Genomic DNA, 23,828 nt, shown 5'->3' on the forward strand with positions numbered 1-23,828 from the left:
CTAGAATAAGCAAAAAGCTCCTCATAAAATAATACTAAGACCTAGCGTCTTAAAAAACATCTTCTTAAGGACTTTTAAATTTCGATACTTACGAGAATTGGGAATAAAATATGAGTACAGATTTTGACTGTGTTGTTATTGGTGCTGGACCTGGCGGTTATGTTGCAGCAATTACTGCTGCGCAACAAGGATTAAAGACAGCACTTATTGAAGAACAACAAGCCGGAGGGACATGTTTAAATCGTGGTTGTATTCCATCTAAAGCCCTATTAGTAGGTGCAGGAATTGTTTCTCAAATTAAACATGCAAAGCAATTTGGGATACATATTGACGGCTATTCCGTAGACTATCCTGCAATGGTTCAAAGAAAAAATTCGGTCATCAATGGAATACGTCAAGGATTAGAAGGTCTAATACGAAGTAATAAAATTACTGTATTGAATGGTCGAGGATCGCTAATCTCATCCACAGAGGCAAGAGTAAAAGGTCAAGATACTTCGGTAATTAAAAGTAAGTATATTATCATAGCTACAGGTTCAGAATCTCGTCCTTTCCCCGGTGTGCCATTTTCATCTCGCATTCTATGTTCTACGGGCATTTTAAACCTTACAGAACTGCCTAAAAAACTCGCTATTATCGGTGGTGGTGTCATTGGTTGTGAATTTGCCTCCCTATTTAATACTTTAGGAGTAGAAATCACTATCATAGAAGTCGCTGATCAGATCCTTTCGGTAAATAACGCGGATATTTCCAAAACGATGTTCGACAAATTCTCACGGCAAGGAATCCGCATCATCACGAAAGCTTCTATCAATGCACTTGAAGATATTGGAGATCGTGTAAGACTCACTGTAAACGAACAAACAGAAGAATATGATTATGTTCTCGTCGCGATCGGACGTCAATTCAACACTACGGATATAGGTTTAGATAACGCAGGGGTCATTCGCGATGACCGTGGTGTTATCCCTGTAGATGAGACTATGAGAACCAATGTCACGAATATTTTCGCTATTGGAGATATCACAGGAAAATGGTTACTTGCTCATGTTGCCTCTCATCAGGGGATTGTCGCAGGGAAAAATGCTGCAGGTCATAATGAAATTATGGATTATTCTGCAGTGCCTGCAGTCATTTTCACCTTCCCCGAAGTTGCTATGGTAGGTCTTTCTTTAGAAGCCGCACAACAACAAGGCATTCCTGCGAAACTAACAAAGTTTCCTTTCAAAGCTATTGGGAAAGCTGTTGCCATGGCAGAGGCTGACGGTTTTGCAGCTATCATCAGCCACGAGACTACACAACAGATTCTAGGTGCTTATGTTGTCGGTCCACACGCAGCATCATTAATTGCAGAAATGACCCTTGCTGTACGTAATGAACTGACATTACCTTGTATCTATGAAACTATACACGCTCATCCAACACTTGCTGAAGTTTGGGCTGAGAATGCGTTATTAGCAACAAATCACCCTCTTCATTTACCTCCTCAAAGACTATGAATGATACTCCTAACGAAATACAAAAACCCCAACAAGGCAAGCGTCTCTCAGAACGTTTCCCTAAATGGTTAAGGCAAGTTTTACCTAAAGGCTCTGTCTTTGACTATACCGACAAAACTATAAAACGTACTGGCATGGCTACGGTATGCGAGGAAGCACTTTGCCCTAATCGTACTCGCTGCTGGTCAAGAAAAACAGCAACGTACTTAGCTTTAGGAGATGCTTGTACTCGACGTTGTGGATTTTGTAATATCGATTTCACAAAGAAACCCCTACCTCCAGATCCTGATGAACCTAGAAAAATAGCAGAATCAGCAAAGATCCTTCAGCTTAAGCATATCGTATTAACTATGGTAGCTCGCGATGACCTAGAAGATGGAGGGGCGAGTTGTTTAGTACGTATTATTGATACTCTTCATCAAGAGCTCCCTGAATCTACTATAGAAATGCTTGCTTCCGACTTCCAAGGAAATGTCGATGCTTTGCATACCCTGCTAGATTCAGGATTAACCATTTATAATCACAACGTTGAAACTGTCGAACGTCTCACGCCTATGGTGCGACATAAAGCCACGTACCGGCGTTCTTTATTTATGTTAGAGCAAGCTGCGTTATACCTCCCAGATCTTAAAATCAAATCAGGAATCATGGTAGGTCTCGGAGAACAAGAAAGCGAAGTAAAACAAACATTAAAGGATCTTGCAAATCATGGTGTAAGTATCGTCACCATAGGACAGTATTTACGTCCTTCAAGATTACACATACCAGTAAAAAGCTATGTGACTCCTGAGACTTTTGATTACTACCGGAGAGTAGGAGAATCTTTAGGCCTCTTTGTTTATGCAGGGCCTTTCGTAAGATCCAGCTTCAATGCTGATATTGTTTTAAACGATATAGCAAATAAACAATCTGCAAGAGCAAAAAGCTAGAACTCATGTGCATTTCTGCTTCACTTTCTTAAAAGCGCTTGCGTTTTTAAAAGGCTTTTGTAGATCTAAATTTGTACAGCTATAACTACATATTAAAGAACTTTTGTGATCTCATGTTGATAGAAATCAAAAACATATTTAATGTTTAATGTTCACGATTGGCACTAATCCCCCCTTTTGTTATGGTGAGTAAAAAGGTATGCGTGGGTTATGTTTCGTAGTTCTATTTCTTGTTGCTTATTCTTTATAATGACCTTATTTTGCTGTACAAGTTGTAACAGCAGATCGCTCATCGTTCATGGGCTTCCAGGAAGAGAAGCTAATGAGATTGTCGTTCTTCTTGTTAGCAAAGGTGTCGCCGCACAAAAGCAACCACAGGCTGCTGCTTCTACAGGAGGAGCCTCTTCAGAACAACTATGGGATATTTCTGTTCCTGCAGAGCAAATTACAGAAGCATTAGCAATTTTAAATCAGGCTGGTCTTCCTAGAATGAAAGGCACAAGCCTCTTAGATCTATTCGCCAAACAAGGTCTTGTCCCATCAGAAATGCAAGAAAAGATCCGGTACCAAGAAGGTCTTTCTGAGCAAATGGCCTCTACCATTAGAAAAATGGACGGGATTGTTGACGCGAGTGTACAAATTTCCTTCACCACAGAAGCTGAAGATAATCTTCCTTTAACAGCATCAGTTTACATTAAGCATCGTGGAGTTTTAGATAACCCTAATAGCATTATGGTCTCTAAAATTAAACGCTTGGTTGCCAGTGCTGTTCCAGGGCTGTCTACAGAAAACGTTTCTGTAATTAGTGACCGAGCCTCCTATAGTGATATTACGATTAATGGCCCTTGGGGATTGACCGATGAAATTGATTATGTCTCCGTATGGGGCATCATCCTAGCAAAATCCTCACTAGGCAAATTCCGTTTAATCTTTTACTTCTTAATACTTACCCTATTCATCATCTCTTGTGGATTACTTTGGGTAATTTGGAAAACACATACATTGATTCTTTCCTTAGGTGGAGCAAAAGGGTTCTTCGATCCAGCTCCCTATTCTAAAGTTGCCCTAGAGACTAAGAAACCCGAAGAAGGTGCTGGAGAGAAAAAAGAAGGACAAGCTCAACCTAATCCAGAGGATACAGAAGGTCCTAAAGACAATGCACCAGAGGCAACAGAAGGAAACGAAGAAAATGAGGGTGTCTAGTGACCGCCAACACTTTTGGAACGTTGAACATCTTAATGAAGTATTCCAAAGAAGACGATCTTGCAAATTTTTTGCCAGAGGATCTCTTGGTTTCACCTACGCATCATGAGGATATCCCTCTCAGTTCTTTATCCTTCACTATGTGTTGGTTGGCAACAATTCATCCTTCATGGATTAGCGTTGCCATTAAAGATTTTCCAGAAGTCATACAACGGCAACTCCTCTCATGGCTTCCTGATTCTTTAGTTCAAGAATTGCTTCCCTTGCTTCCAGGAATTTCTATTGCTAAACAACGATGCTCTAATTTTGGTGCGTTTTACCTACTAGATATGTTGAGCAAAAAAATCCGTCCTCCAGGGATTATCGAAGAGATATTTCTTCCAGCTTCGCCGTTCAATGCTATGCTGTATTATTCCGGAACGACAAAGATGACGTTGATTAACTGCTTAGGATTGTTTGCTATAGCAAAAGAACTACGCAACATTGTGGATAAAGTAATTATCGATCGCGTGCATAAGATCCTATCTCCTACAGAGCAACTATTTTTGTCTTATTGCCAATCGCACCCTATGAAACATCTCGAAACGACAGAATTTCTTGTCTCTTGGGATAATGATAATGATTTCCGTAATTTTATTCACAAACAAGGCCTCCAATTTCTTGCTATAGCCTTGGCAAAAGAAGATGCCTCTTTCCTTTGGTATTTTCTACGTAGATTGGATATTGGTCGGGGGTATATTTTCGAACAAGCTCTACGAAAATCCTATGAACATCCCCACCGAGACTATTTTAAGAGCCAGTTAGAATTATGCATTAAGATCTTAGTACAGTAAGATCTCCAAAACTCAGAGCATGAACAAACAATAATGGAGACTTTCTCTTTTTTCCTTGCATATGAGTTGAGCGTTAATAATAAGGAATGAAAACAACGAAAAGAAGGAGCAGCGTTTCCTCTCTAAATATTAAAAAATCTTAGGGTTTTGTGCGCTGTTAAATGAATGAAGTTTTTTAGTCTAATTTTTAAACATGACGAAGTCGTACCGAATAAAAAAGTCCTTGCTCCGGAGGCTTTTTCAGCTCTGCTTGACGCTAAAGAACTCTTAGAAAAAACAAAAGAAGATAGTGAATCTTACACTAGGGAAACAAAAGAAGAATGTGAAGTATTACGTAAAAATGCAAAAGAGCAAGGTTTTAAAGAAGGCTGTGAACAATGGAATTCTCAACTTGCCTATTTAGAAAAAGAAACTCATAGTCTTCGTAATAAAGTTAAAGAAGCTCTTGTTCCTTTAGCGATTGCTAGTGTAAAAAAGATTCTTGGTAAAGAATTAGAAATTCATCCAGAAGCCATTGTTTCTATTATTGCTAAAGCATTAAAAGAACTCACTCAACATAAAAAAATTATCATCCACGTAAACCCCAAAGATCTTGCACTTGTTGAGCAAAATCGTCCTGAGTTGAAAAAAATCGTTGAGTATGCTGATACATTGATCATTGCTCCTAAAGCGGATGTGACACAAGGAGGTTGTGTCATAGAAACAGAAGCAGGTATAGTAAATGCTCAGTTGGATGTACAATTAGCTGCTTTAGAAAAAGCGTTCTCTACTATACTAAAACAACAAAATCCTGTAGATGAAGCTCAACTTAAGCAAGAAGTGCCTGCTGATGACGCTCAGGACAAGCAAGAATAAAGGTATTTGACATCATGCGTTTCATTTTTCGTACTTTCCTGTGTATGTTTATCTTGATCGCACCGTGGTGTCTTGCAGATAACGGATTATACGATACCTCTTGTTCGTCTCGTTGTAACTCCCCTAAACCTACAGAGTTGCCTGTTGTTTCTCAACAACCTGAAGTAAAAAAAACTTACCCGCAACCTACATTTCGAGAAAGAGTCACAGCTGATGATGTTCTTCCTCGGGGACACCTGTCCGAAGGAAGTTTTTCCGATACCTATCCTGATCTGACTACTCAAGCAGTCATCTTAATTTTCCTTGCATTATCACCGTTCCTGATGATGCTGCTCACATCATATTTGAAAATTATCATTACTCTAGTTCTGTTAAGAAACGCTTTGGGTGTACAGCAAACTCCCCCCAGCCAGGTCCTTAACGGGATAGCCTTAATTCTTTCTATTTATGTGATGTTCCCTACCGGAGTTGCTATGTACAACGACGCTAGGAAAGAAATTCAAGGAAATGCGATCCCTAGAGATTTATTCTCAGCAGAAGGAGCAGAAACAGTTTTTGTCGCACTAAATAAATCCAAAGAACCGTTACGGTCATTTTTAATACGCAATACGCCAAAAAGTCAGATCCAAAGTTTTTATAAGATTTCTCAAAAAACATTTCCCCCAGAAATCCGAGAACATATGACTGCTTCGGATTTTGTGATTGTCATTCCTGCTTTTATTATGGGGCAGATTAAAAATGCTTTTGAAATAGGCGTTCTCATTTACCTACCGTTCTTTGTAATAGATTTGGTAACAGCCAACGTGTTGGTAGCTATGCAAATGATGATGCTTTCGCCATTATCTATTTCGCTACCTTTAAAATTACTTCTTGTTGTGATGGTGGATGGTTGGACGTTATTACTTCAAGGTCTCATGATTAGCTTTAAATAGGGATATGCCGTGATAGCACTTGCCGCAAGCTTTAAATCCATGCTCTTTGAGTATTCATATCAGTCACTGTTACTGATTTTGATTATCTCTGCGCCTCCTATTATCCTTGCCTCTATTGTTGGTATCATGGTTGCAATTTTCCAAGCAGCAACACAAATTCAAGAACAAACATTTGCCTTTGCAATTAAGCTCGTTGTTATTTTTGGCACCTTGATGATTTCCGGGGGATGGCTAAGCAATATGATTTTCCGTTTTGCTTCTCAAATCTTCCAAAACTTTTATAAATGGAAATAAACAGCTATGGCAATCTCTTTACCAGAGCTTGTTTCTGTTTTTGATTCTAAATACCTTGATTACATTTTGCAAAAGCCTCCAGCCTATGTTTGGAGTGTCTTTTTGCTGCTTTTGTCTAGGTTACTGCCTATATTTGCTATAGTTCCCTTCCTTGGAGGAAAACTCTTCCCCGCACCAATTAAAATTGGCATTGCGCTTTCCTGGGTCGCCATCATCTTTCCTAAAGTACTGATGAGCACCCATATAGCCAATTATCTTGACGACGATATGTTCTATATTCTCATTGTCAAAGAGATCTGTATTGGTACGTTAATCGGTTTTATTCTTTCTTTTCCTTTTTATGCTGCACAATCTGCAGGATCCTTTATCACTAACCAACAAGGTATTCAGGGTTTAGAAGGAGCGACATCGTTAATTTCTATTGAGCAAACCTCACCTCATGGGATCTTCTATCACTATTTTGTGACTATAGTGTTCTGGTTATCAGGCGGACATAGAATTGTCTTAACGATTTTACTACAATCTCTAGAGGTCATTCCTATTCATAAATTTCTCCCTATGGAGATGATGTCTCTAGATGCTCCTATTTGGGTTGCCTTAATTAAAATGTGCCAGCTATGTCTTATTATGACGATTCAGCTTAGTGCTCCAGCAGCTGTAGCTATGCTCATGTCTGACTTGTTCTTAGGAATTATTAATAGAATGGCTCCACAAGTGCAGGTTATTTATCTCCTTTCTGCCTTGAAAGCATTCATGGGTCTATTATTCCTGACTCTTGCTTGGTGGTTCATAGTCAAACAAATCGACTACTTCACACTAGCATGGTTTAAAGAAACACCGATCATGCTTCTCGGATCCAACCCTAAAGTCCTTTAGGGAGAACCATCTAAACTATCTATATTGAAAAAATATGCAGCGAAAAAGCCACGAAATTCCAGCAGCTTATTTCGCTAAGACTCTATAAATTTATAGAGGTTTCTGAGAAGAATCATTGCCCTTATTGTCCCCTAGTAAAATCAGAATCAAACATAGGACTAAAAACCAGAGTGTAAAAGGGAAAACATTCAAAAAGAAGAACAACAACAAGCCACAAAGAAGAGCATTCTTTGCGGGGCCGTTCTTCGCATAATAGCTCTGAAGATTTTTCAAAACCGCGCGAATTTCAGAATAAAAACCTAAAACCACTCCGCAGGCGACAAATAATCCACCTACCCAAGAGACAAAATCGGTAATAATACCAAATAGAACTAGCGCTCCACTGATGGCTTCTCGAGCGTGATGAGAAAAGAACCTCTTCATTCTTCCTACTTTAGGATTGGCATGCAAATCCTTCACCTTACGCTTCAAAGACTCAAACTGAGAGGACGACTCTTTTGAAGAAGAGTTTTCTTTTGGTGTCTCATCTGCCATAGCCTTACCTTTAAAAATCTTTTTTTATTTAAAAATACTTATAATACTCAATTATCAAAAAAAATATTTAAAGATAAATAAGAAATTTTTAATTATAATTTATTACTCTTTGGGGAACAGCGACATCGAGAAACAGCTCCTGTTTCTGGATCAATGAGATAGAGATAGTCTCCGGCATTTCCTAAGGTGAAATCAAAAATCTTTTTATTCAGCAAAGGAAGCAGATCGTATTGCGAAAGAAGAATCTGAGTCTTATCTCTTAACTCCATACGAAAATCCGTGCGTGTTTTAAACAGCTCTAAAGCAGCAGCTTCTCCATGCTCTTGAATAGATTGTTCTTGCCGTTTTACACTTTCCCAAATTCCCCCTCGGAGAGCTTCCAGCTCGCGATAAGCCACAGGGTGATCTATAATGGCTTCTAAGAGTAGGGGATCAGCAAATATCAAGTTCAACTTGATCATCCCTTGAGGTTTCTCTTCATAATGAAGAAAATTAAGTAGAGGTTGGATCGTTTTAGTGCCTCGCAGCATAGTATACAGAATCTCAGCCTCTTGCGAGGGCAATGTCAGAGTTTCAATGACATCAGCCCCAAATTTTTTCCCCCCTTGCAGAATCTCCTCTTTTTTATTTAGCAAAGCTTTCGTAACTGCGTACTCTGAACCTGGAGGCACGCATCCTGTATCCACATAAACACGTCGCAACAGGCGTATAAATAGTGCATGCCAGGATACTGAATCCGCGTAATCCTCTGGAGACTCTTGCAGAAGAGCATATAAATTAAACCTAGAGTTGTTAGGTGGTCGTGAAAAAGGAACTTTTAGAAGGCGGTATTTACGTTTTTTCGTGGTCGCTACCTTGGCTGTCTTTTTTGGAGAAGACGTTTCGGCATCTCTAGAAATCTTTTCCACGGCAGAGATTTTTTTAGCTTTTTCCTGATATTCTACCTCTGCACAGGCGGAGCGTTGTGCCGTAAAGAGATTTTCACTATTTTCTACCATCCGCGCATAAACGGAACGTTTTCTTGCATTTACAGCATCAAAAGACACCATAGAAACTAAAGAAGCCAGGCAGAGTAAAGTGAAAATGTAAGACTGCATCGTTATTTCCCCAAGGCAAATTGATATGTCAACACGCGCTCAGTACTCTTAGGAAAATGGCGATGGATGACCATTTGCATCCTCTCAGGAAGCTCTGGATCACTACCCCGAGGAACAATAGCCACTTGGGAGACGTTATCTAAAAGTAAAGAGGTTTCTACCTTACCGTGATTTCTTAAACTACGTATGTGAAGTTCTAGTCTTCCCTCCTCTTTATGATAGTATAGAGAGCCCCCGACTTCTCCGGCAAGATCAGGATCCCGGTATACTCCACGATCAAAAACTACAGAACACAGCGCTCCCGGGACCTCTTCTATTTGAGATGTAGCGCGGAATAAAGTCCGCAGTTGCTTATACGCGTAGTTTTCCTGTAAAAAGGTTTTATATACCTTCTCATCGCGTTTGGTAGAGCAAAACATGTGCCTTTGCCAAAACCCTAAAACACTGAATAGCACAGCGAATAAGGTGATGGATACCAAAACCTCCATAAGAAGGAAGGACCTTTTCTGTTTTTTTATAACGTTTATACTACTACGCATACACTTCGTTGCACCGATGTTGTATATTTTTGATTAGGGAAAATCTCAACGATGACATCGGCAAAACAAGCTTTTACCGTGTTCGTCTCTACACGCATTCCTTTGCGAATTTCTATAGAATACACATAAGGAACCCGTATCCCATTCCCTTGGCTTGTATAAACAACACAGGAGAGCTCACCCAAACCTGATGTAGGGAAATTTCCATTGAGCATTTGCTCTCGCATATTATCTTCAACGGCAAAAAAACAATAATCAATCACAGCGGGCAACTGTAGATTGATCACATCATCTTGGATAGATCTATGCACCCCACAGTAAAAACGAATACAAGGCATCAGCACTAGACAAACTAATGACAGTGACATCAATACCTCGATAAGCAGAAAACTCCGCTTTATCTTCTTTTTACGTAGTGCCATAGTCAACTCTACCCATCCTTTCTATTTGTTCCTGCTGCTCGCTGTGAAAAAACTATCAAGTCATCACCTTTGTCATTGATCTTCACAATGATTTCTTCACCCCAGGCGTCTTTCAATAATTTTTTCCCTTCTTTACACCATGCAGCTCCTTCAAGAACGGATTCTTTACGGTCTACGATCTCTTTTAAAGAAGATCCTCCTGTGGCATATTCCATCATTAAGATGTCGTACACCTTGGCACAGTTTTGCTCCGATTGGAAAGCTTTTCCTTTTTGAATGCTACCGCGCATATTAAAAGCTAAAGCTCCACCAACAATCCCGATCAATGTGATCACAACCATCATTTCAATCAATGTGATGGATTGTTTACGTTTTTGTTTTTTCATAACTTCTGTCCCGTTTGTCTATAAAATTTGAATATTGCTTGTTAATGGGATAAGGATTGCCAACATAATTATCCCGATAATTCCCCCAAGAAACACAAGAATCACTGGCTGGCACCACGAGGTTATCCAGGTGAGTGTTTTTTGAATATCTTCATTATAAATATGGGCGACATGGCCGAGAACATCAGCAAGATCTCCGGATTCCTCCCCCAAAGCAACCATCCCCAAGGCTAATTTCGGCACCCAGGGTCTTTTTGCCAACTCTTTGCTTAGAGAACTCCCTTCTATGACAGCGTGTATCATTTGTCGCATATCTTCACGTAGTACGTCATAGGGAACGGCTCCACAGCCAAGCTCTAATCCCTCTATCAAGGTTCCACCACCACGAAGAATCGCCGAAACTACAGAGCAGAACCTACTAAATCCCAATTTGACAAAGAAATTCTTCACTCCAGGCATAGAAAATAAAGCGCTCTCGCACCATCTTTTCCAGAAGGGTTTGCGTCGTGTAGCTATGATGCTCACTATTCCCGATCCCAAAAGACCTAGTATAAGATACTTGTATTTACACACGAAATCGCTAAGACCGAATACTATAGAAGTCAGCGTGTTGGGCTCCATATTTTCAAATGTCTCTTTCAACGAAGGAATCACCCCTGTAAGGAAAAAGAGAATCACAACTAGAGAAAATACTAACAAAACTATCGGATAGCTCAGCGCCGCTGTGAGCTTTTTAGTCATTTGCTCACGTTCTTCTAAAACTATGATGATGTTTTGCAAACACCCTTCTAGGTTGCCTACACTTTCTCCAGCAAGAACAGCACTGCGATAAAAATTGTCAAAAATCCCTGGATACATTGCCATTGCCTGTGACAATGATCCTCCTCCACGAAGGTTTTCCATAAACACTGTCAGCAAGCCGGACAGCGCCTGTCCTTGATATTGATCTCGAAGTGAAGATAGCGTTTCGTATAAAGGCAACCCCGAACGAAGAAGAAGTAGCATTTGTCTTGAGAAAATGATCAATTCACTATTTTTTAATCGTACACGACGAGGAGGAACTTCTCGAATAGACAAAAGTTGTACACCCTGTTGAGCAAGTTTTTCTCTCGCTTCTTGAAGATGTAGTGCTTCTATCCAGTCTTGTTTACGCCGCTCTTTAGCATTAAGGTAGGTGTAGCGATATCTTGGCATATCTTTATCCCCCTCCTTAATCATACCGTTTCGTAACACGGAACACTTCCGACAAAGTCGTCTCTCCTGAAAGAGCTAGAGCAACACCATGTTGTAATAAAGGTTGAAATCCTTTCTGTTCGGCATATTCTCGCAACACATGATAGGGCTTGTGCATAGCTATTTCTGAACGCAAGGCTGCATCAGGATGTAAGAATTCGTAAATTCCCTGACGACCCTTATATCCTGAACGGAAACACTGAGCACATCCCTTTCCAAAATATAACGGCACATCGGCATCAATACCTATAGAGTGTAGAAATGCCTGTTCCTGAACACTTGCTGCACAACGCTCCTTACAGTTGGGACAAATTTTCCTTACCAACCTTTGCGCTACAACACCGAGAATTGTTGCCGAAAGTAAATAGGGTTCTACTCCCATATCTAAAAGGCGGGGGATCGCAGAAATTGCGTCGTTAGTATGCAATGTACTAACAACAAGGTGCCCCGTGAGTGCCGCTTGTATCGCTATTTCTGCTGTCTCCTGATCACGAATCTCCCCAACCATTAAAACATCAGGATCCTGACGAAGCAAATGTCTTAAGCCACATGCAAAAGACAAACCGATTTTAGGCTTCACAGCAATCTGAGCTATTCCTGCCAACTTGTATTCAGGAGGATCTTCTATGGTCATAATGTTGGCAAAAGGACCGGAAAGATGCTGTATCACACTATACAAAGTTGTGGTTTTTCCGCTTCCTGTGGGTCCTGTCACTAAGAGGATACCCTCAGGAACAGCAATGACCTCTTTAAAAGACTTTTCGATATTCTTAGGCATGTGCAATCCAGAGATATCGAGAATCACATTACGCTTATCTAAAATCCTCAGGACAACGCGCTCTCCATGGATCACAGGAACCGTACTCACACGCATGTCAATTTCCTGGCCACCTATTTGGATTTTTATTCTTCCATCTTGCGGCAGACGATGCTCTGCTATGTCCATCTTTGCCAAAACTTTAATCCTAGTGATCAAAGCCGAACGTAGATGTGCAGGCGGAGAAAGACGATCGTGTAAGACTCCATCGATACGATAGCGTATGCGCAAAGAATCTTCCAAAGGTTCAAAATGAATATCCGAGGTACGCTCTTCTATAGCTTCTTTTAAAATGAGATTTAAAAAACGCACTACAGGAACAGCATCTGTATTTTCTAAAAGATCTTCCTCTTCACTTACTTGAGAGATTTCCCCTTCTTTCATGCTTAACAGCATGTCAGAAGCCTTCCCTTCTAAATTCGAATAGATCTTTTGTAAACTTTTTAAGATCTCTGTTTCATCCTTAAGGATAAAAAGCACAGGCTTCTTTATAAGCAGCTGCACCTCATCTTTCGCCATAAGAGAGGTAGAGCTTGCATAAGCCATCTTTATGCCGTTTTCCTGCTCTTCTAATGGCAGTAAACAGTGTTTTTTTAGAAAGCTATAGGGTAGAGCATTAAGAAGCTCTTGAGAGAGTAAAGACTTACCGCCCATCGTACTCTAGCCCCTGTACTTGAGACGCGGGTAATTCTATAGCAGAAATGAGTTCTAATTTTTTATGAGCCGCCTTGGCAGCTTCTTCTCCAGCAAGCAATGCCTGGCGAAATTCTGTATTTTCTCCAGGACGTGAAGAAAGAATCGCTTCTTCATGGCGTTCTTTTTTTTCTATAGGATTATCTAAAATTTTCGGTGTAATAAATACAAACATTTCTGTTTGGCTATCTGCTGTAGAGTTCATACCAAACAGCTTCCCTACACCAGGGATCTCCCCAAGAAATGGAATGCCATCTTGAGAATCCGAAGCGTGCTTACAACGCAATCCTCCGATGATTACTGTCTCTCCATCAGGAATACGTACCTTGTTGGTAATATTACGTCGCGTGACATCAGGACGCTCGTTAGCATTTTTCCCAGTTGTGTCAAAAGTGATGTCTGTCTCTAAAGTAATATAGCTTTTCCCGTCTTCATCCCCCACATTGATTACAGGAAGCATTTTGATCATGATACCATATTGCGCACGGTTGTACTGGGCTTTTTCTTTATCCGCAGAAACAGCTATGGACATCTCTTCTACAATCGCTATTCTTGCAGGCGTTTGGTTCATGGTAACTACAGAAGGGCTGGCATTGATACGCACATCTTCTTGAGCCATGAGAAACTGATAGGCAAGATCATAACCAGGAACTAAAGAAGCCCCTGTATTCCCTTTAAAAAGAAACTCTAAAATCCCTGAGCTTGTCCAAGAGATAGCAGAAGAGGATTTTTTACAAACTTCTTCTCCCAGGCGTAAAAGATTTAATCCAGCCTTACGTTGGCTAGAAAGCTTTCTTTCAAACAGCAAAACCTCTATACGCACCATTTTTTTAGGAACGTCGAGCTTTTTTAATAGCATTTTGATTCTGGGCAGAGCTTCTTTCTCTACAACCATGATCAAAGTTCCTGTTTTAGAATCTGCTATAAAATTTCCATATTTTACAGACCCCTCTTTTACAGAACCCACTGAAGTGGTATCGATACTTATTGTAGAGGCAGCTTCCCGAAGGATAGCTTCAGAAGATGAAGGGATCCCTCCCTCCTTACCAGAGAACACATCGTGTACTTGTGATAATAAGACCGCTAATTCTTGAGGATCGGAGTGCTTAACGCTATACCAAAAGACTGTTTTATCTGTAGGATTCTCTATGCCTTCTTCAAGATCCTTAATCAAATCTATCGCTTGATGTACTAAAGCTGCGGTGCCACTTAAAAATAAAGAACGCCCTTGATGTTGCAGAGGAACAACTTTAAGCCCAAGTCCTTCTTCATCACCCTCTCTGGTAATATCTTCTCGAAATGCCGCTTTAAGTATAGAAATCATTTCGGAAGCTTCTATCTTGGTTAAAGGAACAACGCGATATTCCTGACGCACACTATCTTCTTGAATAAAGTCGTAGATTTTAAGCAGCTCATGAATTTCTCCAACAGAGCCAAAAACCCACAACTTCCCTCCAAACGCATCAATATGCATGGTATCAAGATTAGCAAACTTTCTTAAAATATGCTGATCCGCACGTACATCAATATTCTTAGAATTTAATACATAACCAATGTAGGAGGTAGAAGGGAGTAAGTCTAAATCCTTCCTAGAAGAGAAAACACCAGCAACTCCACACCCCTCCTTGCGCGTTGTATAGAGCTCTTTAATCCACGGGCTGATCTGGCGTATGCCAATTCCAAGACGAGAGAGCAACTGCGTCAAGCATTCTTCAAAACCCTCTTTGGGAACAGTGAATTTTGATAATGAAGAAACTTTGATTGAACCGATGTCTTGAGGCACCAGATAAATTACATTATCCTCACCATAGTCTGAAACCAAATTATAAATCGTAGCCTCGGGGTGATGCCACAAAGCATAATCGTCGGGATTTTCTCCTCGTTCACGAATTTCCGCAGACCAAAGATTTTCGATACGCTTAATGTGATTTTTTACATCCGTGAGCTTATTTAAAAGCTCTTTCCATCGAGCTTCATCTTCACAACCTGATGCACGTAAAGCAGCGGCCTCTTCATAAAGACTCTTTAACTGAAGGTTATATTCCTTCATGTCTGCGTTGAATGAAGCCAAACCTGGGGAATTATCTATAGAATCTTTGGATTTTTCTAAAGAAGCGGCTTTTTCCGCAACGGTTAGAGCTAGGCCGGGAGTGCAACAAGCTAAACCCGACAATCCCAAGAAATAAACTAAAGGAGTACGCCAAAAACGCATTTATGATCCCCCACGATTGGTGCCTTCGCTGCCCACAAGAGCTTGTCTTCCGGGAATAACCTCTTCTTTAGAAGTCGAATGACCAGAATCAAAACTTTGCTTTAACGGCAGTGTCACAGCCTCTACTAAAGTCCTTTGCGCATTAAATACATGAGCACGCAAAACAAACTCTCTCGAGTCTTTTTCTAACTTATCAAAAACCAATAACGGCCCTTGAGTCTTTCCTGAAAGGTAATCTTCTAGCTGTTCTTTTCGTGTGATCTTTTCCCAAGACTTTCCTGTGTATACCACCCAATCATCAGGAGAAAGAATCATTCTCTGCCCGCCAGCCTGTATGATAGGACGGGACCAAGAACGCATCCCAACAAATTCAAATTCCTTAATAATCTCGGCAACCTCTATAGGAGAACTCATCGTTTTTACCAAACTCATAGACTGCCGGGCTGTTCCCCCGACATTCCATACCTCTATGACCATGACTTTCTCATCTATCTTCTTCACCTCTAAAAGAGGCACTTCAGAACTCTCGCCGCGAAATTCCCCGCACGTCTGCCAACAATTTCCATTCCAAAGTAAAATGTCACCAACAGCGAGATAACGACTGTAGTTCTCATCAGACAAAGACACAAAATCTACGCGTTCTTTAACAGCTTTATCAGCGTAATCTGGGCCACCGTGCATAAGAAGGAACTTGTCACTGCCTATACGACGAATCTTTTGTTTCACAGGGAAACTTGCATCCACACGAACACCACCAATTTCCCAAGATTCCATCCCCCGAACAGGAGCATTTAAAAACAGGGTTTCTCTTTCTTTAGGAGAGGTAACCATCTCTCTATTTACACCCATTAAACGGACTTTTACCTCTATACGGTTATCCATGCTCAAAGGACGGCACTCTAACCATAAGTCTGTAGGCTTTCCTTCAGGGCTAAAGGTAAACATCCCTCCTTCAGGAGAAGGGACAACCTGTAAGTAAATTTTTTCATTGGCTCTAGCAACATAAGTATCCTTAGAGGTAGCTAATTCCAAAAAAAACTTACCGCCACATGCGTCAGGGCGTTTGTTGCTTCCTAAAAACACAAGCTCTTGTCTAAGGTCTGGTAACTTTTCCCTAAGTTCCGGGAAATCCAAAAACCAAATCCCTTTAGAGACATTTTGAGCCTGGGGGAACATGTCTTGTTTCTCTTTCGCACCATCAAAATTCAAAGAAATATTATATAAATTTTCCAAATGATCAGGAACACCACACACCATCCAAAGCAAAGCAGCGATACTCAGCAGGCTGTATCCGATCGAAAAAAGCTGGTGCATACTAGAAACAAACTAAAAATAAAGTTAAAAGATAACCGATTAGAGAAAAAAAATCAATTTATACAAACAAAAGCATCTGTATTTAACATTAAAAAACAACTAAACAAAGAGAGAATACTTTTATAAGCAAACTAACTCTGTAGATACAGGCCGACTGGTTAAACTAAAATTTTTATTCCCATCTATCAACACGGTGTCTTCAATGCGTATACCGCCAATCCCCGGGAAGTACACTCCAGGCTCAACTGTAACGGTCATTCCTGTCTCTAAAGTAGTTGTACCGGATTTTGGAGAGAGTACAGGATATTCGTGAATATTTCTTCCCACACCATGGCCTACGCCGTGGCAAAAATAGTCCTCGAGGTCATATTTCCTAAGAATGCGAGCGGCCTCTTCGTGAATATCTAGACATAGAGCTCCTGCTCGACAGAGTTTCATCGCCTCTTGCTGTGCCTCCACTACTGCAGGATAACTTTCCACAAGACGAGAATCAGGGCGTCCCCACGCTACTGTGCGGGACATATCTGAACAATATCCCTGATACAAAACTCCTATATCAATAAGAACGATATCTCCTTTACGCAGGGCCCTATCGGTAGGAACTGCGTGAGGAAAGGCAGAATGATGACCAAAAGCAACAATAGGAGAAAACGATGGGCCTTCAGCACCAGCCTTTGCCCAAAATATACGAAGAAGTTTGACAACTTCTTTCTCTGTTATGCCCTCTTGCAGCACAGAGAGAACATAATCATAACCTTCAGAACCGAGAGCCGCCGCCTGACGCATCTTCTCAATTTCATCTGCAGACTTTATGCTACGCAATTTTTCTGTAAACAGGCTAATCGGCACCCAAGAACATGAGGCGTTTTCTCTTTCTTGATACCTATGAAATGAAGTATGAAAACTATCAAAACCTAAAGTTTGATATTTTGTTGTCTCAAGATAAGGAAGGAGAAATTCTGCTATGTTTCTATCACAAAACACAAGAGAAGGACCTTGAAGATCAGCATAGAGATCTTTATCCATGCGATAGACAAAAAATATGACTTCATTTTTCCCTATAAGAAGAGTTCCTGTGGTCACTTTATCATCTAAAAAATATGCAAGATCCTCGCTTCTTTCTACGATAAATCCATCAATACCATAATCTACGAGAGCCGCTTGAGCTCTTTCAATACGATCTTGGAACATAATTTACTCCTTAATAAAATCTTCGTCTAAAATTAATCGACGTATGAGCGTCCCATCAAACGCCTTTTCTGGCTTGCCTATCTGCCAGAGCAAAGATAGCCAAGAAATATCGAATGTTCGTAGTGTTTTACAAAATATGGTTTGAGTTAAAGACTCTTTGATCAAAAGAGCCATTGCCTTTTTATCAACTTTTGTATGACTTCCTGCTGCTAAAGAGAGTATCCAAGATTTTAACTCTTCTTCACCTATAAACGTCGGAGCACTTTCAATAGCAAACACACAAGGGCCCATTTGAGAGATTTCTATTCCCAGCTGTTTAAACTCTTCGATGTGAGATAAAAGAAAAGCCCTCTCTTGAGGTGTAACCTCCAAACATAACGGAACCAAAAAAAACTGGCTCTTGTAGTGTTCTTGTTGGCTTTCTATCAAAGATAGGTAAAACAAATGTTTACGTGCAGCTTCTGTAAAAATAGCATGAACTCCTTCAGAGTCCTCTGCAAGAACTATTTTCCCTAATGAAGTTAAAAAACGCACTTCTTGAGATTCCCCCCAAACGATTTCTGTCTGTGTGTCTATAGAAGGAATCTCCTGCTGGCAATCAGGGAAAGAGACAGATCGTATGGAAGGTGTTGCTAATCGTGTCACGGGTAAGCTCATAGGCTCTCGAGGCTCTTCTACAGGCGCCTCGGGAAGCTGCTCATCAAAAAATCGCAGCGTAGGCAAAGTAAAGGACGTTTTTTCAGAAATTGAAGATTCTTGAGAGCGTGCTAACACCTCCCCTATAGACTCTGAAAGGAATTCTCTAACAAAGTCTTCCTTAAGAATTCTGACTTCTGTTTTTTGAGGATGCACATTGAAATCACACCACTTTGGAGGAAGATAAAGTTTTAAAACGAAGACAGGATACCTTTGTGGAGGCAAGAGCATAGCATACGCCTCGCTGATTTGCTTAGATATCAGCGCAGAATCTACAGGACGGTCATTGATAAAAATCCGCTGTCCTAAACGCGTGGGGCGATGGAAACACGGGGAACCTAAAAAACCTACAATACGTATAGGTTCCTCTACCCTATCGACTCTCAAAGCCTCCTTCATAAAACCCTCACCCATAACAAACGCTACACGCTCGGCAAGGCCTTGATGCTTAAGTATATGAAATTCCTGCTGTCTTTCGCTAATCCAAGACCAACCCACACCCTCTATGGATAAAATCCTATTTTCTAACAGCTTTCTCATAGCTATCCGATCCGTTTGAGGGCTTTTTTGAAACCCTCGACGTACAGGAACGTTATAAAATAAAGAATCTACTGAAATAGTGGTCCCTAGCTGACGTGGCTTTGCCTCTGCAGCAATCACTTCTCCGCCGTGGATTATTGTTCTAGACCCTTCTCCTCCTTTAGGACAGGAAAGAATCTCCATTTTAGAAATCGATGCTATTGCGGGGAGAGCTTCACCTCGAAAGCCAAAACTTGATAATGAAAACACATCAGAAAATTCTTCTATCTTTGAGGTAGCATGACGCTTAAGAGCTAAGGTCACCTCCTCAGAGCTCATCCCACAGCCATTGTCTTTAACAACAATAAGGCCCTGACCTCCCCCAAGTGTTTCTACCTCTATCTCATCAGCTCCAGCATCTAAAGCATTCTCTACCAACTCTTTAACAACAGATATCGCATTTTCAATCACCTCTCCCGCAGCTATCTGATTGATGGTAACTGTATCGAGTAGTTGGATAAGGGGTCGTGTAGCCATAGAAAATTCTAATAAAGGATCTTGCGAAAGCAAAAAGTAAAATACCCAAAAACTAATGTCAAGACACGTAATTTTTATAATCCGTAAAAGACAAAATAAGAACAACTTATCAAATAATTATCTGTAAAGACCTTAAATTATATCTAATTAATAACTTGTCTTTTCAGAAAAATTAATTTTAAAATTGATTTATGAATTAAATAATTTTAATTTTAGGAATTATATTAATGAGCAAGCCTACTTCAAATAATTCTAAAAAGCCATCAGCCTCGTTTAATAAAAAAACACGTAGCCGACTCGCTGAGCTTGCTGCACAAAAAAAAGCTAAGGCTAATGATTTAGAACAGAAATATCCTGCCCCAACAGAAGAAGAAACAAAACAAGCTTTAATGGGGATTTTACAGGGACTTGATGCCGGATTAACTCTCCAGCAAATCCTAGGGCTGTCCGACGTTTTATTAGAAGAGATCTATACCATAGCGTACAGCTTTTACTCCCAAGGGAAATACAATGAAGCTATTGGTCTTTTCCAAATCCTTACAGCCTCAAAACCTCAGTGCTACAAGTACATCCTAGGCTTAAGCTCATGTTATCATCAACTCAAAATGTACAATGAAGCGGCCTTTGGCTTCTTCCTTGCTTTTGATGCGGAGCCCAATAACCCTATCCCTCCCTATTACATCGCCGACAGCTTGATGAAGATCGACCAAACCGAAGAATCTAGAGATTTCTTAGACATCACTATTGATATCTGTGCTAACAAACCCGAGTACAGAATTCTAAAAGAACGCTGCAACATCATGAAAGATTCTCTCAAAGGGAAAAGCGAAGACACAACTCCAAAAAAGAAAAAAACTACCTCTGCTAAATCAAAAACGCCGGCAAAAAAAAACTCCGGGGAAAAAAATTAACCTAGGGTTAGGAGAACTCCAATATGAATAAAAAAGTTAGAAAAACAAAAAAAACTACGACTACAGCTAAAAAGACATCTACAAAACACACGAACACCTCTCCAGCCTTAGTTTCTAAGGGAACAGACAAACAAGAACAAGCTATCTCAAACTTAGAGAATTTAGTTTCCTCGATCTATGAAGATTTACCTTTGGCGCAGACATTTTCTGGGATTCAAGATGAAAAACAACTAGCTCAGATGATGGCGGCTCTAAACGGCACTTTGGATTCTCTACCTATCGAGAGTTTAACCGAAGGCTTGTTTAACAATCCTAAAGAAGATGCGAAGTTTGCTAAAGATCTCGCTTCAGTACTTCATGGTTTGAAGAACTTATCTTCAACAGTAAACAAACATATCTCTGATAGACGTTAGCTTTACAATAAATTTAGATAACATAGGGTAATTAGAAGATGTCTCTTTCTACCTCAGGTCCAGATAGTTCCAATCAGAAAAATATCCTGGCTCAGGTACTAGCTTCTACACCACAAGCAGTACCCAATCCAGATAAACTTGCTGGTAATGAAACTAAGCAAATTCAGCATACTCGTCAGGGGAAAAACGCTGAAATGCAAAGCGATTCTAGTATCGCTGGAACTCAAGGAAAGGAAAAAACTGGGGCTGTTGCTGAAGCACAATCTTCCGAGAATCTGATGGCAGGACAAGGAATTGCCGCAGGACAAGAGACAGTATCCGCAGAAGCTGCAGCTGGAGCTAACCAAGCCGCTGGAGCTTCTGCTTTCCAGGCTGTAAACCTGCAGTCTACTATTGAAGAGGCTAACAAAACATTAGAGACCACTCTCTCCTCTTTATCTTCTGTGAATTCTTCACAATTACAAGAAATCCAAGCATTAGTAGCTTCTGCTGTCAACGGAACATCGAAATCTGCAATTCAAGCATTGGAGACTCCTGATCTTCCTAAGCCCTCCATAACCCCTAGACAGGAAGTTATGGAAATTAGCATGGCTCTAGCAAAAGCTATCGCCGCCCTTGGAGAAGCAACGGCTTCTGCTCTTTCTGATTATCAAAGTACGCAAGCGCAAGCTTCAACCATGAACCGCTTATCTTTGGAATCTCAGGGACTCAAGATCGACGCAGAACGCGAAGAATACCAAAAAATGCAAGAGATTCAAAATAAGGCAGGAAGCAACAAGACTCTCGAGACAGTAAACACTGTGATGATAGCTGTTTCAGTAACAATCACTGTAGTCTCGGTTGTTGCGGCCTTATTCACCTGTGGTTTGGGTCTTATAGGAACTGCTGCAGCTGGAGCCACTGCAGCGGCAGCTGCCGCAACTGCTGGGGCTACCGCAGGTGCTGCCGCCGCAACTTCTGTAGCAACAACTGTAGCTACACAAGTGACTGTGCAAGCAGTGATGCAAGCCATAAAAACCGCTATTGTACAAGCTGTTAAGCAGGCCATCATGGAAGCTGTAAAAGCAGCCGTAAAACAAGGGATTAAACAAATTATCAAACAAGCTGTGAAAGCAGCTGTGAAGACTCTTATGAAAAACATGTCTAAGATCTTCCAAACAGGACAAAAAGCTCTTTCTAAATCCTTCCCTAGACTATCTAAAGTCATCAATGCTTTAGGAAACAAATGGGTAGCTGCAGGGATGGGTTTGGTTGTAGCTGTGCCAGCTTTAGTTAAAGGTATTGGGGATCTTAAATTATCCGAATTACAAACCGAACTTGCCGATATACAGAAAAAAACAGGAATGCTCACCGCACAATCAGAAATGATGAAGATGTTCACTATGTTTTGGCAACAAGCAAGTAAAATCGCCGCGAAACAAACTGACAGTGCTAACGAAATGCAGCAACAAGCAACTAAATTGGGTGCTCAAATTGCTAAAGCCTTCCAAGCTATTAGCTCAGGCTTAGCAGCAGCAGTATAAAAATTATTTATTAAGGGGACATTTTTGCTATGACATCAGGAGTTAGTGGAAATAACAATACTGATCCTTCATTAGCTGCTCAGCTTGCACAAAATGCCAGTCTAGCAGCCGCTAAAGCTCAAGGACAAGGTAAAACAGGGAATACACAAGGTGCGCAAGAAGAGGTCGCCGCAGGTTTTGAGGATCTAATTCAGGAAACTCAAGCTCAGGGAACTTCTAAAAAAGAAGCCACTTCGCAAACATCAAAAAGTTCTAAAACTGACAAATCGGAAAAATCCTCATCTTCTACATCAGTATCCAGTGCCTCGAGCACTGTTACAGCTCAAGCTGTAAAAGGTCCCAAAGGACTTCAACAAAATAACTACGAGCTCCCACAGCTTCCCACTCCCGCGAATACAGAAGTCAATGGGGTTGTGATTAAAAAAGGGATGGGAACTCTTGCCCTCTTGGGATTAATTATGACACTACTGGCACAAGCGAGTGCAAAATCCTGGTCTTCACAGTTCCAACAACAAAACCAGGCTATCCAAAACCAAGTAGCTATGGCTCCAGAAATCGGAAACGCTATTCGAACTCAAGCGAATCACCAAGCTGCGGCTACAGAAGCTCAAGCTAAACAAAGCATGATCTCGGGTATTGTAAATATCGTAGGTTTTGCTGTTGCCGTCGGTGGGGGTATCCTGTCTGCAGCAAAAAGCTTAGGGGGATTAAAATCAGCAGCTTTTGCAAAAGAAACCGCGGGTGCTACTGGATCCGCAGCCAGCTCTGCAGCATCTCAAGCTTCAAAAATGGCTACAGATGCCGCGAGCACAGCAGCTAAAACAGCAACATCAGCGGCGTCCACTGCTGCGGGTTCTGCGGCTCAAGGCGCAGCAAAAGCAGCCGCAGGATTGGCAGACGACATGGCCAGTGCTGCTGCAAAAGCTACAGCAGGTGCTGCAGGAAAAAGCGGCGGCCTATTTGGTAAAGCTTTAAATACCCCAGGATGGAAAGACAAAATTGCCCGAGGTATGAACGTAGTCAAAACTCAGGGGGGTCGTGCTGCAGCTTTCGCTGGTAGAGCCCTTTCTACATCTATGCAAATGTCTCAGATGGTTCACGCACTTACCGCAGGTATTGATGGGATCGTTGGGGGCGTTATGGGTGCTGAGATTGCTCACCACCAAAAACAAGCAGGTATGGCGGAAGCTCATGCTGAAGAATTGAAACAATTGTCTTCTATTCAGAGCCAATATGCAGGACAAGCTCAACAGCTTCAAGAGCAGTCACAACAAAGCTTCAACTCTGCTTTGCAAACTCTGCAAAATATAGCTGATTCTCAAACACAAACAACTTCTGCGATCTTTAGCTAATATAGCTTGTCTTCTTAA

Annotated in this window: 23 protein-coding genes; 12 read left to right on the top strand and 11 right to left on the bottom strand. The window is 40.9% G+C overall.

What is annotated here, in order from left to right:
• The first annotated feature begins 110 nt into the window (after positions 1-110).
• The 8 genes from lpdA (at position 111) to FI836_RS02315 (ending at position 7,421) form a co-directional block, all read left to right on the top strand.
• On the top strand, positions 111-1,499 hold the full coding sequence (gene lpdA, locus FI836_RS02280; RefSeq protein ID WP_014944049.1) for a dihydrolipoyl dehydrogenase: 1,389 nt from the start codon (positions 111-113) through the stop codon (positions 1,497-1,499).
• Positions 1,496-2,428, top strand: a complete 933-nt coding sequence (gene lipA, locus FI836_RS02285; RefSeq protein WP_006343593.1) for a lipoyl synthase — start codon at positions 1,496-1,498, stop codon at positions 2,426-2,428. The genes lpdA and lipA overlap by 4 nt, the downstream gene beginning before the upstream one ends.
• Positions 2,429-2,638: 210 nt before the next feature.
• Positions 2,639-3,631 carry a type III secretion system inner membrane ring lipoprotein SctJ gene (gene sctJ, locus FI836_RS02290; protein WP_006343594.1) on the top strand — a complete coding sequence of 331 codons (993 nt, stop codon included), beginning with the start codon at positions 2,639-2,641 and terminating at the stop codon, positions 3,629-3,631.
• Positions 3,631-4,464 carry a hypothetical protein gene (locus FI836_RS02295; protein ID WP_006343595.1) on the top strand — a complete coding sequence of 278 codons (834 nt, stop codon included), beginning with the start codon at positions 3,631-3,633 and terminating at the stop codon, positions 4,462-4,464. The genes sctJ and FI836_RS02295 overlap by 1 nt, the downstream gene beginning before the upstream one ends.
• Before the next feature lie 165 nt (positions 4,465-4,629).
• Positions 4,630-5,319, top strand: coding sequence for an HrpE/YscL family type III secretion apparatus protein (locus FI836_RS02300; protein ID WP_014944050.1), 690 nt, complete (start codon positions 4,630-4,632; stop codon positions 5,317-5,319).
• A gap of 14 nt (positions 5,320-5,333) precedes the next feature.
• Positions 5,334-6,251 (top strand): type III secretion system export apparatus subunit SctR, encoded by a 918-nt coding sequence (sctR, locus tag FI836_RS02305; protein ID WP_014944051.1) that lies wholly within the window; start codon positions 5,334-5,336, stop codon positions 6,249-6,251.
• 9 nt (positions 6,252-6,260) lie between these two features.
• A complete protein-coding gene (sctS, locus tag FI836_RS02310) occupies positions 6,261-6,545 on the top strand; it encodes a type III secretion system export apparatus subunit SctS (RefSeq protein ID WP_006343598.1) in 285 nt (94 codons plus the stop codon).
• 6 nt (positions 6,546-6,551) lie between these two features.
• Entirely contained in the window at positions 6,552-7,421 is an 870-nt protein-coding gene (locus tag FI836_RS02315) for an EscT/YscT/HrcT family type III secretion system export apparatus protein (RefSeq protein ID WP_006343599.1), read from the top strand.
• Between the two features lie 90 nt (positions 7,422-7,511).
• On the opposite strand, the gene FI836_RS02320 is transcribed toward FI836_RS02315, so the two are convergent.
• The 11 genes from FI836_RS02320 to mutL form a co-directional block, all read right to left on the bottom strand.
• Complete coding sequence (locus FI836_RS02320; protein ID WP_014944054.1) at positions 7,512-7,955, bottom strand: hypothetical protein; 444 nt, start codon at positions 7,953-7,955, stop codon at positions 7,512-7,514.
• 92 nt (positions 7,956-8,047) lie between these two features.
• On the bottom strand, positions 8,048-9,052 hold the full coding sequence (locus FI836_RS02325; protein WP_014944055.1) for a hypothetical protein: 1,005 nt from the start codon (positions 9,050-9,052) through the stop codon (positions 8,048-8,050).
• 2 nt (positions 9,053-9,054) lie between these two features.
• Positions 9,055-9,540 carry a DUF1494 domain-containing protein gene (locus tag FI836_RS02330; protein WP_006343602.1) on the bottom strand — a complete coding sequence of 162 codons (486 nt, stop codon included), beginning with the start codon at positions 9,538-9,540 and terminating at the stop codon, positions 9,055-9,057.
• Positions 9,541-9,575: 35 nt separating this feature from the next.
• On the bottom strand, positions 9,576-10,013 hold the full coding sequence (locus FI836_RS02335) for a hypothetical protein (protein ID WP_015065821.1): 438 nt from the start codon (positions 10,011-10,013) through the stop codon (positions 9,576-9,578).
• Positions 10,014-10,021: 8 nt separating this feature from the next.
• Entirely contained in the window at positions 10,022-10,399 is a 378-nt protein-coding gene (locus tag FI836_RS02340) for a type II secretion system protein (RefSeq protein WP_006343604.1), read from the bottom strand.
• 18 nt (positions 10,400-10,417) lie between these two features.
• Positions 10,418-11,593: a type II secretion system F family protein gene (locus FI836_RS02345; protein ID WP_006343605.1), complete on the bottom strand. Its 1,176-nt coding sequence runs from the start codon at positions 11,591-11,593 to the stop codon at positions 10,418-10,420.
• Between the two features lie 16 nt (positions 11,594-11,609).
• Positions 11,610-13,103: a GspE/PulE family protein gene (locus FI836_RS02350; RefSeq protein WP_014944058.1), complete on the bottom strand. Its 1,494-nt coding sequence runs from the start codon at positions 13,101-13,103 to the stop codon at positions 11,610-11,612.
• Positions 13,093-15,354, bottom strand: a complete 2,262-nt coding sequence (locus FI836_RS02355; RefSeq protein ID WP_006343607.1) for a secretin N-terminal domain-containing protein — start codon at positions 15,352-15,354, stop codon at positions 13,093-13,095. Before FI836_RS02355 ends, FI836_RS02350 begins: the two co-directional genes overlap by 11 nt.
• Complete coding sequence (locus FI836_RS02360) at positions 15,355-16,668, bottom strand: hypothetical protein (RefSeq protein ID WP_013462754.1); 1,314 nt, start codon at positions 16,666-16,668, stop codon at positions 15,355-15,357. It abuts the gene before it with no gap.
• A gap of 120 nt (positions 16,669-16,788) precedes the next feature.
• Positions 16,789-17,859, bottom strand: a complete 1,071-nt coding sequence (locus tag FI836_RS02365) for a M24 family metallopeptidase (protein WP_006343609.1) — start codon at positions 17,857-17,859, stop codon at positions 16,789-16,791.
• 3 nt (positions 17,860-17,862) lie between these two features.
• Complete coding sequence (gene mutL / locus FI836_RS02370; RefSeq protein ID WP_006343610.1) at positions 17,863-19,611, bottom strand: DNA mismatch repair endonuclease MutL; 1,749 nt, start codon at positions 19,609-19,611, stop codon at positions 17,863-17,865.
• Positions 19,612-19,838: 227 nt separating this feature from the next.
• Here mutL and FI836_RS02375 point away from each other — a divergent pair, with 227 nt between their 5' ends.
• Genes FI836_RS02375 through sctE form a run of 4 tightly spaced genes read left to right on the top strand, consistent with a single transcriptional unit; the run spans position 19,839 to position 23,810 of the window.
• Positions 19,839-20,522 carry a SycD/LcrH family type III secretion system chaperone gene (locus FI836_RS02375; protein ID WP_014944063.1) on the top strand — a complete coding sequence of 228 codons (684 nt, stop codon included), beginning with the start codon at positions 19,839-19,841 and terminating at the stop codon, positions 20,520-20,522.
• A gap of 23 nt (positions 20,523-20,545) precedes the next feature.
• Positions 20,546-20,935, top strand: coding sequence for a hypothetical protein (locus FI836_RS02380; RefSeq protein ID WP_006343612.1), 390 nt, complete (start codon positions 20,546-20,548; stop codon positions 20,933-20,935).
• Positions 20,936-20,973: 38 nt separating this feature from the next.
• On the top strand, positions 20,974-22,458 hold the full coding sequence (locus tag FI836_RS02385) for a type III secretion system membrane protein (protein ID WP_006343613.1): 1,485 nt from the start codon (positions 20,974-20,976) through the stop codon (positions 22,456-22,458).
• 29 nt (positions 22,459-22,487) lie between these two features.
• The gene (gene sctE, locus FI836_RS02390; RefSeq protein ID WP_013747405.1) at positions 22,488-23,810 is read left to right on the top strand and encodes a type III secretion system translocon subunit SctE; all 1,323 of its coding nucleotides are present in this window, start codon (positions 22,488-22,490) and stop codon (positions 23,808-23,810) included.
• Positions 23,811-23,828 lie beyond the last annotated feature (18 nt).

Source organism: Chlamydophila parapsittaci (assembly GCF_006385615.1).
Lineage (GTDB): Bacteria > Chlamydiota > Chlamydiia > Chlamydiales > Chlamydiaceae > Chlamydia > Chlamydia psittaci.

What these genes read in the sequence shown, in the direction of transcription:
- lpdA (WP_014944049.1), top strand. Translation starts at nt 111, where the DNA reads ATGAGTACAGATTTTGACTGTGTTGTTATTGGTGCTGGACCTGGCGGT.
- lipA (WP_006343593.1), top strand. Translation starts at nt 1,496, where the DNA reads ATGAATGATACTCCTAACGAAATACAAAAACCCCAACAAGGCAAGCGT.
- sctJ (WP_006343594.1), top strand. Translation starts at nt 2,639, where the DNA reads ATGTTTCGTAGTTCTATTTCTTGTTGCTTATTCTTTATAATGACCTTA.
- FI836_RS02300 (WP_014944050.1), top strand. Translation starts at nt 4,630, where the DNA reads ATGAAGTTTTTTAGTCTAATTTTTAAACATGACGAAGTCGTACCGAAT.
- sctR (WP_014944051.1), top strand. Translation starts at nt 5,334, where the DNA reads ATGCGTTTCATTTTTCGTACTTTCCTGTGTATGTTTATCTTGATCGCA.
- FI836_RS02315 (WP_006343599.1), top strand. Translation starts at nt 6,552, where the DNA reads ATGGCAATCTCTTTACCAGAGCTTGTTTCTGTTTTTGATTCTAAATAC.
- FI836_RS02320 (WP_014944054.1), bottom strand. Translation starts at nt 7,955, where the DNA reads ATGGCAGATGAGACACCAAAAGAAAACTCTTCTTCAAAAGAGTCGTCC.
- FI836_RS02325 (WP_014944055.1), bottom strand. Translation starts at nt 9,052, where the DNA reads ATGCAGTCTTACATTTTCACTTTACTCTGCCTGGCTTCTTTAGTTTCT.
- FI836_RS02330 (WP_006343602.1), bottom strand. Translation starts at nt 9,540, where the DNA reads ATGGAGGTTTTGGTATCCATCACCTTATTCGCTGTGCTATTCAGTGTT.
- FI836_RS02335 (WP_015065821.1), bottom strand. Translation starts at nt 10,013, where the DNA reads ATGGCACTACGTAAAAAGAAGATAAAGCGGAGTTTTCTGCTTATCGAG.
- FI836_RS02340 (WP_006343604.1), bottom strand. Translation starts at nt 10,399, where the DNA reads ATGAAAAAACAAAAACGTAAACAATCCATCACATTGATTGAAATGATG.
- FI836_RS02345 (WP_006343605.1), bottom strand. Translation starts at nt 11,593, where the DNA reads ATGCCAAGATATCGCTACACCTACCTTAATGCTAAAGAGCGGCGTAAA.
- FI836_RS02350 (WP_014944058.1), bottom strand. Translation starts at nt 13,103, where the DNA reads ATGGGCGGTAAGTCTTTACTCTCTCAAGAGCTTCTTAATGCTCTACCC.
- FI836_RS02355 (WP_006343607.1), bottom strand. Translation starts at nt 15,354, where the DNA reads ATGCGTTTTTGGCGTACTCCTTTAGTTTATTTCTTGGGATTGTCGGGT.
- FI836_RS02360 (WP_013462754.1), bottom strand. Translation starts at nt 16,668, where the DNA reads ATGCACCAGCTTTTTTCGATCGGATACAGCCTGCTGAGTATCGCTGCT.
- FI836_RS02365 (WP_006343609.1), bottom strand. Translation starts at nt 17,859, where the DNA reads ATGTTCCAAGATCGTATTGAAAGAGCTCAAGCGGCTCTCGTAGATTAT.
- mutL (WP_006343610.1), bottom strand. Translation starts at nt 19,611, where the DNA reads ATGGCTACACGACCCCTTATCCAACTACTCGATACAGTTACCATCAAT.
- FI836_RS02375 (WP_014944063.1), top strand. Translation starts at nt 19,839, where the DNA reads ATGAGCAAGCCTACTTCAAATAATTCTAAAAAGCCATCAGCCTCGTTT.
- FI836_RS02380 (WP_006343612.1), top strand. Translation starts at nt 20,546, where the DNA reads ATGAATAAAAAAGTTAGAAAAACAAAAAAAACTACGACTACAGCTAAA.
- FI836_RS02385 (WP_006343613.1), top strand. Translation starts at nt 20,974, where the DNA reads ATGTCTCTTTCTACCTCAGGTCCAGATAGTTCCAATCAGAAAAATATC.
- sctE (WP_013747405.1), top strand. Translation starts at nt 22,488, where the DNA reads ATGACATCAGGAGTTAGTGGAAATAACAATACTGATCCTTCATTAGCT.